This is a genomic window from Streptomyces sp. NPDC001890, from assembly GCF_042891445.1.
GTDB lineage: Bacteria > Actinomycetota > Actinomycetes > Streptomycetales > Streptomycetaceae > Streptomyces.
In genome coordinates this window covers 156,191-169,834 of sequence record NZ_JBIATE010000009.1, presented here as the reverse complement: position 1 = coordinate 169,834, position 13,644 = coordinate 156,191, and the positions used below count along the sequence as shown (strand labels likewise).

At 72.6% G+C, this 13,644-nt stretch carries 13 protein-coding genes; 10 read left to right on the top strand and 3 right to left on the bottom strand.

Translation table 11 applies throughout. The features are described 5' to 3' along the window. Positions 1–6 precede the first annotated feature (6 nt). Positions 7–1,908 (top strand): alkyl/aryl-sulfatase, encoded by a 1,902-nt coding sequence (locus ACFYY1_RS23200; protein WP_388588469.1) that lies wholly within the window; start codon positions 7–9, stop codon positions 1,906–1,908. Positions 1,909–1,974: 66 nt separating this feature from the next. Here ACFYY1_RS23200 and pgm read toward each other — a convergent pair whose 3' ends face one another. Continuing rightward, complete coding sequence (gene pgm, locus ACFYY1_RS23195; RefSeq protein ID WP_388588466.1) at positions 1,975–3,615, bottom strand: phosphoglucomutase (alpha-D-glucose-1,6-bisphosphate-dependent); 1,641 nt, start codon at positions 3,613–3,615, stop codon at positions 1,975–1,977. Positions 3,616–3,828: 213 nt separating this feature from the next. On the opposite strand from pgm, the gene ACFYY1_RS23190 reads away from it, so the two are divergent. Beyond that, on the top strand, positions 3,829–4,311 hold the full coding sequence (locus tag ACFYY1_RS23190) for a GNAT family N-acetyltransferase (protein ID WP_388588464.1): 483 nt from the start codon (positions 3,829–3,831) through the stop codon (positions 4,309–4,311). Positions 4,312–4,384: 73 nt separating this feature from the next. Beyond that, entirely contained in the window at positions 4,385–4,702 is a 318-nt protein-coding gene (locus tag ACFYY1_RS23185; RefSeq protein ID WP_388588462.1) for a cupin, read from the top strand. Here the strand turns inward: ACFYY1_RS23185 and ACFYY1_RS23180 are convergent. After that, positions 4,692–5,975 carry an MFS transporter gene (locus ACFYY1_RS23180; protein WP_388588459.1) on the bottom strand — a complete coding sequence of 428 codons (1,284 nt, stop codon included), beginning with the start codon at positions 5,973–5,975 and terminating at the stop codon, positions 4,692–4,694. The two genes, ACFYY1_RS23185 and ACFYY1_RS23180, sit on opposite strands and share 11 nt — an antisense overlap. Before the next feature lie 79 nt (positions 5,976–6,054). On the opposite strand from ACFYY1_RS23180, the gene ACFYY1_RS23175 reads away from it, so the two are divergent. The 6 genes from ACFYY1_RS23175 (at position 6,055) to ACFYY1_RS23150 (ending at position 10,834) form a co-directional block, all read left to right on the top strand. After that, complete coding sequence (locus ACFYY1_RS23175; protein WP_388588456.1) at positions 6,055–6,942, top strand: LysR family transcriptional regulator; 888 nt, start codon at positions 6,055–6,057, stop codon at positions 6,940–6,942. 163 nt (positions 6,943–7,105) lie between these two features. After that, entirely contained in the window at positions 7,106–7,882 is a 777-nt protein-coding gene (locus ACFYY1_RS23170) for a hypothetical protein (RefSeq protein WP_388588453.1), read from the top strand. Positions 7,883–8,121: 239 nt separating this feature from the next. Then, a complete protein-coding gene (locus tag ACFYY1_RS23165) occupies positions 8,122–9,003 on the top strand; it encodes an ABC transporter substrate-binding protein (RefSeq protein ID WP_388588450.1) in 882 nt (293 codons plus the stop codon). A gap of 171 nt (positions 9,004–9,174) precedes the next feature. Beyond that, on the top strand, positions 9,175–9,429 hold the full coding sequence (locus ACFYY1_RS23160) for a type B 50S ribosomal protein L31 (protein WP_362452362.1): 255 nt from the start codon (positions 9,175–9,177) through the stop codon (positions 9,427–9,429). A gap of 115 nt (positions 9,430–9,544) precedes the next feature. Further along, positions 9,545–9,826: a GH32 C-terminal domain-containing protein gene (locus ACFYY1_RS23155; protein ID WP_388588446.1), complete on the top strand. Its 282-nt coding sequence runs from the start codon at positions 9,545–9,547 to the stop codon at positions 9,824–9,826. A gap of 75 nt (positions 9,827–9,901) precedes the next feature. Then, the gene (locus ACFYY1_RS23150; RefSeq protein WP_388588444.1) at positions 9,902–10,834 is read left to right on the top strand and encodes a carbohydrate kinase; all 933 of its coding nucleotides are present in this window, start codon (positions 9,902–9,904) and stop codon (positions 10,832–10,834) included. Between the two features lie 37 nt (positions 10,835–10,871). On the opposite strand, the gene ACFYY1_RS23145 is transcribed toward ACFYY1_RS23150, so the two are convergent. Then, complete coding sequence (locus ACFYY1_RS23145) at positions 10,872–12,167, bottom strand: hypothetical protein (protein WP_388588441.1); 1,296 nt, start codon at positions 12,165–12,167, stop codon at positions 10,872–10,874. A gap of 198 nt (positions 12,168–12,365) precedes the next feature. Here ACFYY1_RS23145 and ACFYY1_RS23140 point away from each other — a divergent pair, with 198 nt between their 5' ends. Next, positions 12,366–13,643, top strand: coding sequence for a beta-ketoacyl-[acyl-carrier-protein] synthase family protein (locus ACFYY1_RS23140; protein WP_388588439.1), 1,278 nt, complete (start codon positions 12,366–12,368; stop codon positions 13,641–13,643). Position 13,644 lies beyond the last annotated feature (1 nt).

The following is a 13,644-nucleotide window of genomic DNA, read 5'->3' as shown; positions in this document are numbered from 1 at the left end:
GAGAAGATGACCCGGAACCCGGACGCCAAGCCCGCACAGCAGCCCGTAGTGGACGGCAATTCCGCGATCCTGCGGCGATTCCCCTTCGACGACACCCGCGACCTCGACGACGCGCGCCGGGGGTTCATGGGGACCGCCACCGAGACGGTGATCCGTGACGCCGACGGCAGCACGGTCTGGGACCTCGGGGCCTACGGGTTCCTGACCGGGGACTGCCCCGGGACGGCCAACCCGAGCCTGTGGCGCCAGAGCCGCCTCTCGGCCGCACACGGGCTGTTCGAAGTGGTGGAGGGCATCTACCAGATACGCGGCTTCGACCTGTCCAACATGACGGTGGTGGAGGGCGAACGGGGCGTCCTGGTCATCGACCCCCTCATCTCCGCCCAGACCGCTGCCGCCGCCCTCGCCCTGTACCGCGAACACCGGGGGGACCGCCCGGTGACCGGCGTCCTGTACACCCACAGCCACGTCGACCACTTCGGCGGCGTACGGGGCGTGGTGAGCGACGAGGACATCGCGGGCGGGGTTCCGGTCATCGCCCCCAGGGGCTTCCTGGTGCACGCCGTCAGCGAGAACGTCTACGCGGGTACGGCGATGGCCCGCCGCGCCGCGTACATGTACGGCGCCGCGCTGCCGAAGGGCGAACGGGGCCAGATCGGCGCGGGGCTCGGCCAGACCACGTCGACGGGCTCCGTCGGCCTGATCCCGCCCACGCTGGACGTCACCCGCACCGGCCAGACGGAGACGGTGGACGGCATCCGGATGGTCTTCCAGATGACGCCCGGCACCGAGGCCCCCGCCGAACTGAACATCCACTTCCCCGACCACGCGGCGCTCTGCATGGCGGAGAACGCCACCCACAATCTGCACAACCTGCTGACGCTGCGCGGCGCCGAGGTGCGCGACCCGAGGGAGTGGGCCCGCTACCTTACGGAGGCCGTCGACCTCTTCGGCGACAGCACCGATGTGGCGTTCGCCTCGCACCACTGGCCGGTCTGGGGCCGCGAGCGCGCCGTCGAGTTCCTCACCGAGCAGCGCGACGTCTACGCCTATCTGCACGACCAGACCCTGCGCATGCTCAACCTGGGCCACACCCCCCTGGAGATCGCGGAGGCGATGGAGCTGCCTCCCGCCCTGGAACGGGCCTGGCACACCCACGGCTACTACGGATCGGTCAGCCACAACACGAAGGCCGTCTACCAGCGGTACTTGGGCTGGTTCGACGGCAACCCCGCGCACCTGTGGGAGCACCCGCCGGTCGGGAGCGCCGAGAGGTACGTCGCGTTCATGGGCGGCGCCGACGAGGTGCTGCGCCGGGCGCGCGAGTCCTTCGCGGCCGGGGACTTCCGCTGGGTGGTCCAGGTCGTCAACCATGTGGTGTTCGCCGACCCGGACAACACCGAGGCCCGCGAGCTGCAGGCCGACGCACTGGAGCAGCTCGGCTACGGCAGCGAGAACGGCACCTGGCGCAACTTCTACCTCACCGGTGCACGGGAACTGCGCCATGGCCCCGTCGGCACCCCGACCACCACCGCGGCCCCCGACCTGCTGCGCGCCCTGACGCTCGACCAGCTCTTCGACGCCCTCGCCGTCCGCGTCGACGGACCCCGCAGCTGGGACGCCGACATCTGCGTACGCTGGAACGTGAAGGACCAGGACCCCGTCGGCATGCGGCTGCGCAACGGTGTGCTCACGCATGTGACGGGCACCGGTCCCGCGTCCTGCGAGCCGGACGTCGAGGTGACGCTCGACGAGGACGCACTGCGCGAACTGCTCCTCGGTGAGACACCCGTCACCGATCTGGTGGAGCAGGGGAGGGCGAAGGCCGACGGCGACCTCGCGAAGGTGGACGAACTGCTGGGCCACCTCGGCGAGCCCGACCCCGGCTTCGCCATCGTCACGCCGTGAACACCCCCGTCCGGTGAACCCCGCGCGGTCGCGCCCGGGGCGGCCCGCCGGCCGCCCCGGCCCGGATCAGGACCCCAGCGCCGCGGAGACCACGGCCCTGGCCTCCTCCTGCACCCGGCCGAGATGACCGGCGCCCAGGAACGACTCCGCGTAGATCTTGTACACGTCCTCGGTGCCCGAGGGGCGCGCCGCGAACCAGGCGTTCTCGGTGGTCACCTTGATGCCGCCGATCGGCGCGCCGTTGCCGGGCGCCTCGGTCAGCACGGCCGTGACCGGCTCACCGGCCAGTGTGTCGGCGGTGACCTGCTCGGGGGAGAGGCGCGCGAGGACCGCCTTCTGCTCACGGTCGGCGGGAGCGTCGATCCGGGCGTACGCGGGCTCACCGAACCGGGCGGTGAGCGCCGCGTAGTGCTCGGAGGGGGACTTGCCGGTCACCGCGAGGATCTCCGAGGCGAGCAGCGCCAGGATGATGCCGTCCTTGTCGGTCGTCCACACCGAACCGTCGCGGCGCAGGAACGAGGCCCCGGCGGACTCCTCGCCGCCGAACCCGATCGAGCCGTCGACCAAACCGTCCACGAACCACTTGAAGCCGACCGGCACCTCGACCAGCTGACGGCCGAGACCGGCGGCGACCCGGTCGATCATCCCCGACGAGACCAGCGTCTTGCCGACTCCCGCGGCGGCCGGCCACCGCTCCCGGTGGGCGTACAGGTAGTCGATGGCGACGGCGAGGTAGTGGTTCGGGTTCATCAGCCCGGCGTCCGGCGTCACGATGCCGTGCCGGTCGGCGTCGGCGTCGTTCCCGGTCGCGATCTGGAAGCGGTCGCGCTGCCCGATCAGCGAGGCCATCGCGTACGGCGACGAGCAGTCCATCCGGATCTTTCCGTCCCAGTCCAGCGTCATGAACCGCCAGGTGGGGTCGGTCAGCGGATTGACGACCGTCAGATCGAGCCGGTGCTGCTCGGCGATCCGGCCCCAGTACGCGACCGACGCACCGCCCAACGGGTCGGCGCCGATGCGCACCCCGGCCGCGCGCACCGCGTCCAGGTCGAGCACGGAGGGCAGGTCGGCCACGTAGGAGCCGAGGAAGTCGTACGTCCCGGTGGTCGACGCCGCCCGTGCGCGGGCGTACGGCAGCCGGCGCACGTCCTTCATCCCGGCGGCGATGATCTCGTTGGCCCGCTCCTGGATCCAGCCCGTGGCACCGGACCCGGCCGGGCCGCCGTTCGGCGGGTTGTACTTGAACCCGCCGTCGCCGGGCGGGTTGTGGGACGGGGTGACCACCACACCGTCGGCGAGCCCTGCCGTCCGGCCCCGGTTGTGGCCGAGGATCGCGTGCGAGACCGCCGGGGTCGGGGTGAAGCCGTCGGCCGGATCGACGAGCACCGTCACGTCGTTGGCGGCGAACACCTCGATGGCGGTGACCCGGGCGGGCTCCGACAGCGCATGGGTGTCGGCGCCGAGGAAGAGCGGCCCGTCGGTGCCCTGCATCGCCCGGTACTCGCTGATGGCCTGGCTGGTGGCGGCGATGTGGTCCTCGTTGAACGCGGTGGCCGTGGCCGACCCGCGGTGACCGGAGGTGCCGAACGCCACCCGCTGGTCCGGCTCGGACGGGTCCGGGTGCAGGGCGTAATACGCCGTCACCAGCCGCGCCACATCGATGAGATCCTCCGGCCGGGCCGGCTGTCCAGCTCGTTCGTGCGGCATCTGCCCATTCCTCCGTGTCGGTCGGTCGCTTCGGTCGTTCCCCCGTCACATTTTCGCGGGTGGCCCGCGCCGGTCCGCGACTGCCCCGCCCGGACGGGCCGAATCCCGCTGGCGGACCCGGCGGGCCCCGGCATAGGTTTCGTCCGCGCATACGAGCAGTTCACCGCGGACCGCGCACAGCGGCGGTGTTGCGGCTGGACCAGGAGGGACGAGATGTCACCGAACACTTCCGGACCGGACGGCCGGGTGCTGCTGCGCGGGGCCACCGCCGAGGACGCCGGTCCGCTGACCCGGCTCTTCCTCGACTCGCGCGCCGCGTCGATGCCGTATCTGCCGAAGGTGCACAGCGACGAGGACACCCTCGCCTGGATGACCCACGCCGTGCTGCCCGGGACGACGGTGCGGGTCGCGGAGACCGGCGCCGGAGAGCTGCTGGGCTTCGCCTCCCTGGACGGAACCGAGCTGGAACACCTCTATCTGCGCCCCGACGTACGGCGCCGGGGCATCGGCTCGCTGCTCCTGGCCGAGGTGCGCCGGCTCGCGGCCGGCGAGCTCACGCTGTACGTCTTCCGGCGCAACACGGATGCCCGGTCCTTCTACGAGCGGCACGGGTTCACCGCCGTCTCGTTCGACGACGGGGGCCGCAACGAGGAGCGGGAGCCGGACGTCCGGTACCGGTGGACGGCCGGCGGCTGACCCGGCCGGGTGGTGCGCGTCGCCGCCCGGCGCCAGGATCGCGGGGGGACGGGCACTGCGGCACAGTGGGCACATGGACGATCTGAATGCCCTCGCCGACGAGCATCTGGCCGCGGCCCGAGCCTCCGCGCACGGACGCAGTGCCCACCGCCTGCTGCATCAGGAACCCCTGAGGCAGACCGTCATCGCCCTCACCTCGGGCTCCGCACTCGACGAGCACAACGCCCCCACCGCGGCCTCCCTCCAGGTGCTCCGCGGCAGGGTCCGTCTCACGGCTGCCTCGGGCGATGTGGAGCTCGGCGCCGGCGGGCTCCATCCGATCCCGCAGGAGCGGCACGGGCTGCTGGCCCTGGAGGACGCCGTGGTGCTCCTGACCGCCGTCAACGACTGACGGCGCCGGACCCGGTTCCCGTTCCGGTTCCGGGGCGCGCGGCGGAGGCCATCCGGGTGCGCTCCAGGATCCACAGCACGAGGCTGCCCGCGGCGAGCGCACCGCCCAGGAGGCAGACGCCGCTCCAGCCGGCCCGGGACCAGACCACCGAGGCGAGCGCCGCACCGGCCGCCCCGCCCAGGAAGAAGAGCGTCATGAACGCGGAGTTGATCCGGTTGCGGGCCTCCGGGCGGAGGGCGTAGATCACGTTCTGGCTGCTGTTGAGCCCCGCCTGCTGGGCGATGTTCAGCAGGATCACGCCGACCGTCAGCCACAGCAGCGACGACTCACCGGCCAGCAGCGGCAGCCAGGCGAGCGTGAGGAGCGCCGCCGCGGTTCCCGACACCACCTGCACCCGGCCGCGGTCGCTCAGCCGGGCCGCGATGTTCATGCCCACCACACCGATGACGCCCACCAGGCCGAAGAGCCCGATGGCGGCGGCGTTCCACTGGAAGGGCGGCCGGGTCAGCAGGAACGTCAGCGCGGTCAGCTGCACGCTGTACGAGGCCATGGAGAACGCGCCGATGGCCGCCCGCCGGCGCAACAGGGGTTCCTGTCGCAGCAGGGCCAGCGTGGAGCGCAGCAGCCCGGTGTACGGCAGCGTGGCCGCGTCGCCCGGCCGGGGCAGGCGGGGCAGGCGCTTGTGCAGGAGCACCGCCATGATGGCCATGAGCAGCGCGTTCACCCAGTACACGGTCCGCCAGCCGCCCAGTTCGGAGAGCGCGCCGGCGGCCAGGCGCCCGAACAGCCCGCCGAGCAGCACGCCGGACATGACGACGCCGACGATCCTGCCGCGCTCGGCCGGAGCGGCGAGGGCCGCCGCGAACGGCACCACGACCTGGGCCCCGACGGAGGTCAGCGCGGTCAGCAGGGTGCCGGCGATCAGCAGCGGGCCGGTGGGCGCGGCGGCCGTCGCCAGGAGGAAGAAGGCGGTCAGGGCGAACAGGCCCACGGCGAGCCGTCGTCGGTCCATGACGTCCCCGAGCGGGACGAGCAGGATCAGCCCCAGCGCGTACCCGGCCTGGGCGGCGGTCACGATCAGCCCCGCGGCGGTGACACCGATGTCCAGATTCGCCTCGATGACGTCGAGGAGTGGCTGCGCGAAGTAGTTCCCGGCGCAGGAGAGGGCGGCGGCGAGCGCCATCAGCAGAACCAGACCGCGCCCGAGCACGGGCGGCTGGGACACGGTGCGGGGCACGACCCGGCTACGGGTCTCGTGAGTGGTGTGAGCCATGTGTCCCAGCCTCGGGGTCAGCCATCCATGAGTCCAACACATGTTTTTCATTCGATCGATCGTGGTTCACGATGGATCCATGGAACTTCAGCAGATGCGGTACGTCGTCGCGGTGGCGGAGCTGGGAAGCTTCACCCGCGCCGCGCAGCGGTGCCTGGTCGTCCAGTCCGCGTTGAGCCATCAGATCGCCCGGCTGGAGAAGGAGCTGGGAGCCCGGCTCTTCGACCGCACCAGCCGCCGGGTCCGGCTCACCGCGGCGGGCGAGGCGTTCCTGCCGGAGGCCCGGCAGGCGCTGGACGCGGCGGAGCGGGCCCGCGCCGAGGTCGCCGCGACGGCGGGGGAGGTCCGCGGCCGCCTCGCGGTCGGCGCCATCCCGACCATCTCCGCGGTCGACATCCCGGCCGCGCTGCGCGCCTTCCACCTCCGCCACCCGAAGGTGCACATCGTGCTGCGGGACGGAGCGAGCAAGGACCTGGCCCAGGAGGTGCGGGACGGGACGCTCGACGTGGCGTTCCTGGGAGTGCTGCCGAGCTACCGGCCCAAGGGCGTGAGCGATCACGAACTCGCCACGGGCGAACTGGTCGCGGTCGTGGCACCGACCCACGCCCTGGCCGGGCAGGCGGAAACGGGGCTGGAGCGGCTGGCGCAGGAGATCTTCGTCGACCACCCGGACGGCACCGCGGCCCGTGCGCAGTCGGAGGAGGCGTTCGCGGCGATGGGCCTCACCCGGGAGGTGGCGTTCGAGGTCAGCAGCACCGACTTCATCGTCCGGCTGGTACGCAGCGGGCTCGGCATCGCCATGCTGCCGGCGGCCTTCGCGGCGGAGCTGACCGGCGTGCACGTGCTGGCCGTCCGCGATGCCCCCGCGCGCACCGAGCGCCTGGTCTGGAGCCGCTTCCGCCCCACCCCGGCCGCGGCGGCCTTCCTGACCGGACTCGGTGTCGATCCCGATGCCGTGACCGACTGAGCGGACGCATGGGGCCGGCCCGGCTCTGACCATTGGAATGAGCTTGATCCGCCGTTCGGCGCGATCGGGCGCCGCGCCGACGATCTTGAAGCCGGTGCCATTGGTAGATGTCTGGGCGGGCGTTCGCCCGTCATGCCTCATTCGTCTCTCAGGGAGACCAGCCATGCGCTACACCCTTGCCCCCCTCGCAGTGGCCGCCGGACTCTGCGCCGTCATGCTGACGGCCGGTCAGGCGGTGCCCGCCGCAGCGGAGTCGGCTCCGCAGGTCCGGGCCCAGGAGCACGCGGCCGCTGTCAAGGGCTGTGTGAAGCCGGGGGAGACCGGCCTGTACCTCTCCAAGGAGGGAACGGCGAAGGTCACCTTCTCGCAGCCCCTCCTGGACGGCCTGAGGAGGGCCGGCGCCACGATCGACGCCATCGCCCCGATCCGTCTGACCGACAACGGCACGGCCGTGGTCATGCCCATCGGGGAGCAGTACGACAACATCGAACTGCCCAGCGGCCGGGTCTGCTACCCCGGGGGCTTCCGCGTCGTCTCCGCCACCGGCAAGGTCTACGAGATCGAGGACTTCTGGATCCAGTTCGCCGCGTTCGGGGACAGCAAGTTCTTCGCCACTCCGGAGGTCGACGGAGTGCCCCGGGCCGCCGGTGAGCTGACCATGCTGAACTTCAGCGTCCCGCAGGCGTTCACGACGGGTGAGTTCGTGCCGCACAACGGCGGGATCGGCCCCAAGCGCGTGATCATGGACATGGACGGGCAGTGGGCCGCCCACCTCAACTCCGAGCTGGGCACCGACTTCTGGGCCGGAATGCACCTCTTCGACACCGACATCGCCTGGAAGGGCGTGCCCACCAAGGCGTTCCCGAACGTCGGGCTCTTTCCCAGCCCGGGCGTGGCCGGCCTGAAGGTCATCGCCGACGCCATCCGCCCCAACCTCTAGGTCGTTTCCGTGAAGTCCCGTCGTACGGCCGGAGGGCGTCGCGAGTCAGGCGGGACTTCTACGGGCCCGGCCGGTGCGTGCGACGACGGCAGGGGCCGATTCACGGCCGTGCACGGGCTTCTTCGCGCCATCCGTGCCGGCCCGCCGCCGGGTGGGGTGCCACCGGAGTCCGCTGGGCAGGTACTGGTGTACGACCCCGGAACGCGGGGTGCGGCGACCGGTGGCGAGGGGCGTGTGGCATGAGGGAACAGACCGTGTGGCAGTTCTCCGACGATCGTGGACAGTTGTCGACGGCCGAGCGGCGCCCGGCGCGGGTGCTCGCCTATGTCCAGGCCGGGGCGACCCTGTGGGACCACGGCATACGCCCCGGCGCGATATTCGGCTCCGATCACGACGACCCGGCCGTGCCGGACGCGGCGAAGACCGGTTCGCTCCCGCCGGCCGAGGTCGACTACCTCGGCGCGGGCAGCACCCTGGACGTGGACACCCTGCTCAGTGGTGAGCCCGACCTCGTGGTGGCCGTCAGCTACGGCGGCGGCCATGTCTACGGGCTCGCCCCGGAGACCGCCAAGCATCTGGAGGAGCAGGTCCCCGTCGTCGTCATCGACGTGGGGCAGGCGCGCACCCTCGCCGAGATCGGTGACCGGTTCGCCCTGCTCGCCCGGTCGCTCGGGGCCGAGGAACCCGAGGCCGCGACCCAGGACCTGGACGGAGCGCGGCACCGGCTGCGCACGCTCGCCGCCGGTACGGACGGGCCCCGGGTCGTCGCCCTCTCCCCGGCCGGCCAGGAGCAGACCCACCTCGCCCGCCCCCGGATGTGGCCCGAGCTGCGGGTGCTGGCCGAGCTCGGCGTCGGCCTCGTGGAGCCCGCCGAGGGGCCCGGTGCGAACTGGTCCACGGTCGGCTGGGCGGAAGCGGCGGCCCTGCGCCCCGAGGTGGTACTCGCCGACGTCAGGGCCAACGCCACACCGCTCGACGAGCTGCGGACCAACGCGGACTGGTCGGTGATCCAGCGGGCCGCCCGGGTGGTGCCCTGGAACCCGGAGCCGGTGTGCAGCGCGCGGGCCCATGCGGCCTTCCTGACGCTGGTGGCCGACGCGATGGAGGCGGCCGGACGCTGAGCACGGGCGGGTGCACGCCCGGTGCACGGCCGGGCGCAGGCCCGTGCACCCGGCAGGGAGGGGCCGGGCGGGCCGACGCCCGTACGGACGTGTCCGATCGCGCCGCACCTCTCGGTTCGCGAGGCTGGTCGGGATCACCCGAGCCGACCCCGTACGTCCCCAGGAGCAGGCATGCAGCAGGACAAGCACCCTTCCTACCGTCCCGTCGTCTTCCGTGACCGTTCGGCGGGCTACGCCTTTCTGACCCGGTCCACCGCGTCGAGCGAGCAGACGATCGACTGGGACGACGGCAACAGCTACCCCGTCATCGACGTGGAGATCTCCGCCGAGAGCCACCCCTTCTTCACCGGGAAGGCGCGCGTCGTCGACTCGGAGGGGCAGGTCGCCAAGTTCGAGCGCCGTTACGGGGGCGAGGGCGCCTCCTGATCCGCGTACGGACCCGAGTCCCCCGGCCCCCCTCGAAGGGGCGGGGGACTCGCTGCGTCCCCCCTCCTGACATCGGCCAACCCCTCGAAACCTGCCTGCAACGTCGAACTGACGTGTGTTACTGAAGCTCGGCCGGCTCAGCAACTGGGACTACGCGTCCAGCGCCCCGACCGGCGAATGGAACGGCCGGCTCGGCATCGCCCGCCAGCTGCCCCTGACCGCCGGGGGACTCGTCCAGCGGCCCGCCGCGCCTGTGGCCCTCACCACTGTCGACGGCGAACGGCGGCTGCGGATCAGGCTGTTCATGGACACCTGTGCCGTCGAGGTGTTCGGCGGGGACGGCCGGGTCACCATCAGCAGCCTGCTTCCGTCACCGCACTCCAGGCCGTGTCCGTAAAGTCCCGTCGTACGCCCAGAGGGCGTCGCGTGCCAGGCGGGACTTTACGGACACGACCTAGGAGACCCCACCCCCATGCTCGACAGACTCGACCTGCTGGTCATCGGCGAATGCGTCGCCGACATCGTCCGGCTGCCGGGTGCGGCCGAACAGGTCCACCCGGGCGGCAGCCCGGCCAACGTCGCGTACGGCCTGGCCCGGCTCGGGCACGGCGCCACCCTGCTCACCCAGCTCGGCCCCGACGACGACGGCCGGCTGATCAGGGACCATCTCGCCGGTGCCGGGGTCGAGGTCCGCACGGACGGCGCCACGGCCCCCACCCCGTCCGCCGCCGTCACCCTGGACGCGGCGGGCCGGGCCGAGTACACCTTCGACATCACCTGGACGCTCGGCCCGGTGTCGCTGGACCGGCCGCCCCATCATGTGCACACCGGTTCCATCGCGGCGGTGATGGAACCGGGGGCGGCCACGGTCCTGGCCGCCGTGGAGTCGATGCGGACGGCCGCGACCGTCAGCTACGACCCCAATGTGCGGCCCGAGCTGATGGGGGACCATGAGTCGGCGGTCCGCAGGGTCGAGCGGTGCGTCGCGCTCAGCGACGTGGTCAAGGCCAGCGACGAGGACCTGGAATGGCTGTATCCGGGCCAGGACCCGGAGCGGGTCGCCGAGCGGTGGCTGGCCACCGGCCCGGCACTGGTCCTCGTCACCCGGGGCGGCGACGGGGCGCTGGCCGTACTGCCCGGCGGGCGGGTGACGGTCGACGCGCTGCCCACCTATGTCGTCGACACGGTGGGGGCGGGCGATGCCTTCATGTCGGGCACCCTGCACGCCCTCGCCGGACACGGGCTGCTCGGTGCGGACGGACGGGAGCGGCTCCGCTCGCTGGACCGGGCCCGGACGGCCGATGTCCTGCGGCACGCGGCGGCCTCGGCAGCCGTGACCGTGGCCCGGGCCGGCGCCAACCCGCCGGACGGGGTGGAGCTGCGGGCGGCACTCGACCGGAGCTGAACACGCCCCGGCCGGCCGACGGCGGGCCCGGGAGCCGTCAGCCCCCGGGCACCGCCAGATGCGGGCTGCTGTCGTCGTCGAGGAACTCGACGACAGCGAGGACGAACAGCGCACAGAGCGCGATCCATACCGTGACCAGGCCCGTCGGCCGGTCCCATGCCACCAGGACCGCGGCGGCCACCACGACGACCGTCCAGTTCAGCGGGCGCCTGGCACGATGCACCCACCGGCCGACCGGGCCGCCGGTGAACCCGGCCGCGTCCCGCACGGCACCGATGCCGCCGCTCCACATCGCCATGACACGGCCGGCGGCGCGGCCGTAACCGGTGAGCCAGGCGGCGAGGGCCACCACGGCGCCGAGCGTGACGACCATGCGGACCAGGGCACGCATCTGTCCGACCAGGGCATCGAAGACCGAGCCGGCAGCCGGTTGCGACACCCCGGACGGCAGACTGTCGAGATAGAACGCCCGGCCCACCCACAACGCCAGGCCGAGCACCGCGGCACCGGCCGCGACCACGAGCGCCGTCGTGACCAGGGCGCGGCGGCGGCGCACCGCGAGGAGCACCCCGCCCGCGGCGAGCGCCACAGTGACCAACGGCAGCCAGAACCCGATGATCTGGAGGGCCCGGAACCACCTCTGGGCCTTGCCCACCGAGTCGGAGGTGAGCACCGTGAAATCGGTGTGGACCTCGGGGATCTTCGCCGCGACGCCCAGCCCCCGGTCGACGAGACGCTGTTTCACCCGGTCGACGACCGGTGCGAGGTCGATGGTGACGGTGTCGTCGGTGAGTTTCACGGCCCCGCCGCCGCTCCCGGACAGCGCCTTCACCGCGGCGGACTGGGCCGCCCGGTTGAGGTCGGTCCAGATCGTCGCGAAGGCGTCACTGGCGACGAACTTCTCCACGGTCCCGTGCACGAAGTCCGAAATTCCCGTGGTGATGGGGCCGTTCAGCTTCGACAGCGCCTTGTCGAGCACCGGCCGGTCCGCGGGGGAGACCTCGGACAGCAGGGCCTTCACATCCAGGTGCTGCATGACGGCACCGGTGACGCGATCGGTCACCGCGGTCTGCACATCGGGGTCGGAGGCGAGCGGCGCCATCATCGCCACGTAGTTGTCGGTGTCGGTGATCTGGTTCTTCGCCCAGGACGACACGATGCTCAGCGGGGTGAGAACGGCCGCGACCAGGACGAGCAGCACGGCCAGGAACGAACGGGCGCGCGGCCGGTGCCGGGCCGGGGCACGGGACTCCAGCACAGCCACCCTGGCGCGCAGCTCCTCCAGCTCGGCACTGTCCTTCGGGGGCTTCGGCTGTTCGTGGTCCGCTTCCATCCCCCCAGGGGACGGCCTGCCGCCGCGGACGGCACGGCGGGCAGGCCCGGACGGGTGAAGACGGTCACCGTGGCGTGCGGCACCGTTCCGCCCGCCGGAGGTATCGATGACCCTTTCGGCTCATTGGGCGCATCCTTGCCGGGGCTACGGCCGTTCGACAACCAGTAGGCGTGATCGATTATGGAGGAGGGGGCGGACATGACGAGGGTTGACGGAGGCGTCGCGGTGACCGGGCTGGGGCTGGTGACGTCGGCGGGCGCGGACGAGCACACCTTCTGGGAGGGGCTGTGCGCAGGTGTGTCCACGGCTCGGGGCTGCGAGGAACTGGCAGGACTGCCGGTCGACTTCGGCTGTCCGGTGGACGGGATCGACCTGGACGCGGCGGTCGGCGGGCGTTCGGTGTGGCGGATGGCACGGTTCGTGAAGATGGCGCTGGTCGCCGCCCGCCAGGCCGTGGCGGACGCCGGCCTGTCGCCGGAGCGGTGGGACGGCGACCGGGTCGCCGTGGTCCTCGGCGTCGGGGTGGGCGGGGTGTCCGTGCTCGTCGACAACGTGCGCAGGCTCGACGACGGCGGAGCGGACGCGGTGTCACCGCTGCTGGTCCCGATGATGATGCCCAACGCGGCCGCCGGGGAGGTGGCCATCGCCCTGCGGGCCCACGGCCCCGGCCTGGCCCCGGCGACCGCCTGCGCGTCCGGGGCGACGGCCGTGGCCGTCGCCCGCGATCTGCTGCTGAACGACCGGTGCGACGTGGTGGTGGCGGGCGGCGCGGAGGCCGTGCTCACCCCGCTGGTGGTGAGCGCCTTCGCGGGAATGGGCGCGCTCTCGCTGCGCACCGGCGATCCGGCGGGGGCGTCGCGGCCGTTCGCCGCGGACCGGGACGGGTTCGTGATCGGCGAGGGCGCCGCCGTGCTCGTACTGGAGCGGACGGCCGACGCGTACGCCCGGGGCGGGCGGGCACGGGCGCTGCTGACCGGCACGGGCTCCAGCACCGACGCCCACCACCCCACGGCCCCGGACCCGGAGGGCGGCGGCGCGCGCAAGGCCGTCGAGGCGGCGCTGCGCGAGGCGGGCTGGGCGGCCCACGAGGTCGACCACATCAACGCTCACGGCACGTCGACGCAGCTCAACGACGCGATGGAGACCGCACTGATCTCCGAGCTCTTCCCGCACCGGCCGTCGGTGACCGCACCGAAGGGCGTCCTGGGGCACACCCTCGCGGCGTCCGGGGCGATCGAGGCGGTCGCCACCGTACTGACCCTGGAGCACGGCCTCGTCCCGCCGATCGCCAACCTGGACTCGCTGCCGGACGGGTTCGACCTCGACTGCGTGGTCAAGGAACCCCGGAGGCAGCCGGTCGAGCGGGCGCTGAGCCACTCCTTCGGCTTCGGCGGACACAACGTCGTACTCGCCTTCCAGCGTGCCGACCCGGACGGCCCGTCACCGACGGACCCGGGTGTCCTCGCCGTTGCTTGAT

Coding starts and splice junctions, on each gene's coding strand:
- ACFYY1_RS23200 (WP_388588469.1), top strand. CDS start 7: ATGACCCGGAACCCGGACGCCAAGCCCGCACAGCAGCCCGTAGTGGAC.
- pgm (WP_388588466.1), bottom strand. CDS start 3,615: ATGCCGCACGAACGAGCTGGACAGCCGGCCCGGCCGGAGGATCTCATC.
- ACFYY1_RS23190 (WP_388588464.1), top strand. CDS start 3,829: ATGTCACCGAACACTTCCGGACCGGACGGCCGGGTGCTGCTGCGCGGG.
- ACFYY1_RS23185 (WP_388588462.1), top strand. CDS start 4,385: ATGGACGATCTGAATGCCCTCGCCGACGAGCATCTGGCCGCGGCCCGA.
- ACFYY1_RS23180 (WP_388588459.1), bottom strand. CDS start 5,975: ATGGCTCACACCACTCACGAGACCCGTAGCCGGGTCGTGCCCCGCACC.
- ACFYY1_RS23175 (WP_388588456.1), top strand. CDS start 6,055: ATGGAACTTCAGCAGATGCGGTACGTCGTCGCGGTGGCGGAGCTGGGA.
- ACFYY1_RS23170 (WP_388588453.1), top strand. CDS start 7,106: ATGCGCTACACCCTTGCCCCCCTCGCAGTGGCCGCCGGACTCTGCGCC.
- ACFYY1_RS23165 (WP_388588450.1), top strand. CDS start 8,122: ATGAGGGAACAGACCGTGTGGCAGTTCTCCGACGATCGTGGACAGTTG.
- ACFYY1_RS23160 (WP_362452362.1), top strand. CDS start 9,175: ATGCAGCAGGACAAGCACCCTTCCTACCGTCCCGTCGTCTTCCGTGAC.
- ACFYY1_RS23150 (WP_388588444.1), top strand. CDS start 9,902: ATGCTCGACAGACTCGACCTGCTGGTCATCGGCGAATGCGTCGCCGAC.
- ACFYY1_RS23145 (WP_388588441.1), bottom strand. CDS start 12,167: ATGGAAGCGGACCACGAACAGCCGAAGCCCCCGAAGGACAGTGCCGAG.
- ACFYY1_RS23140 (WP_388588439.1), top strand. CDS start 12,366: ATGACGAGGGTTGACGGAGGCGTCGCGGTGACCGGGCTGGGGCTGGTG.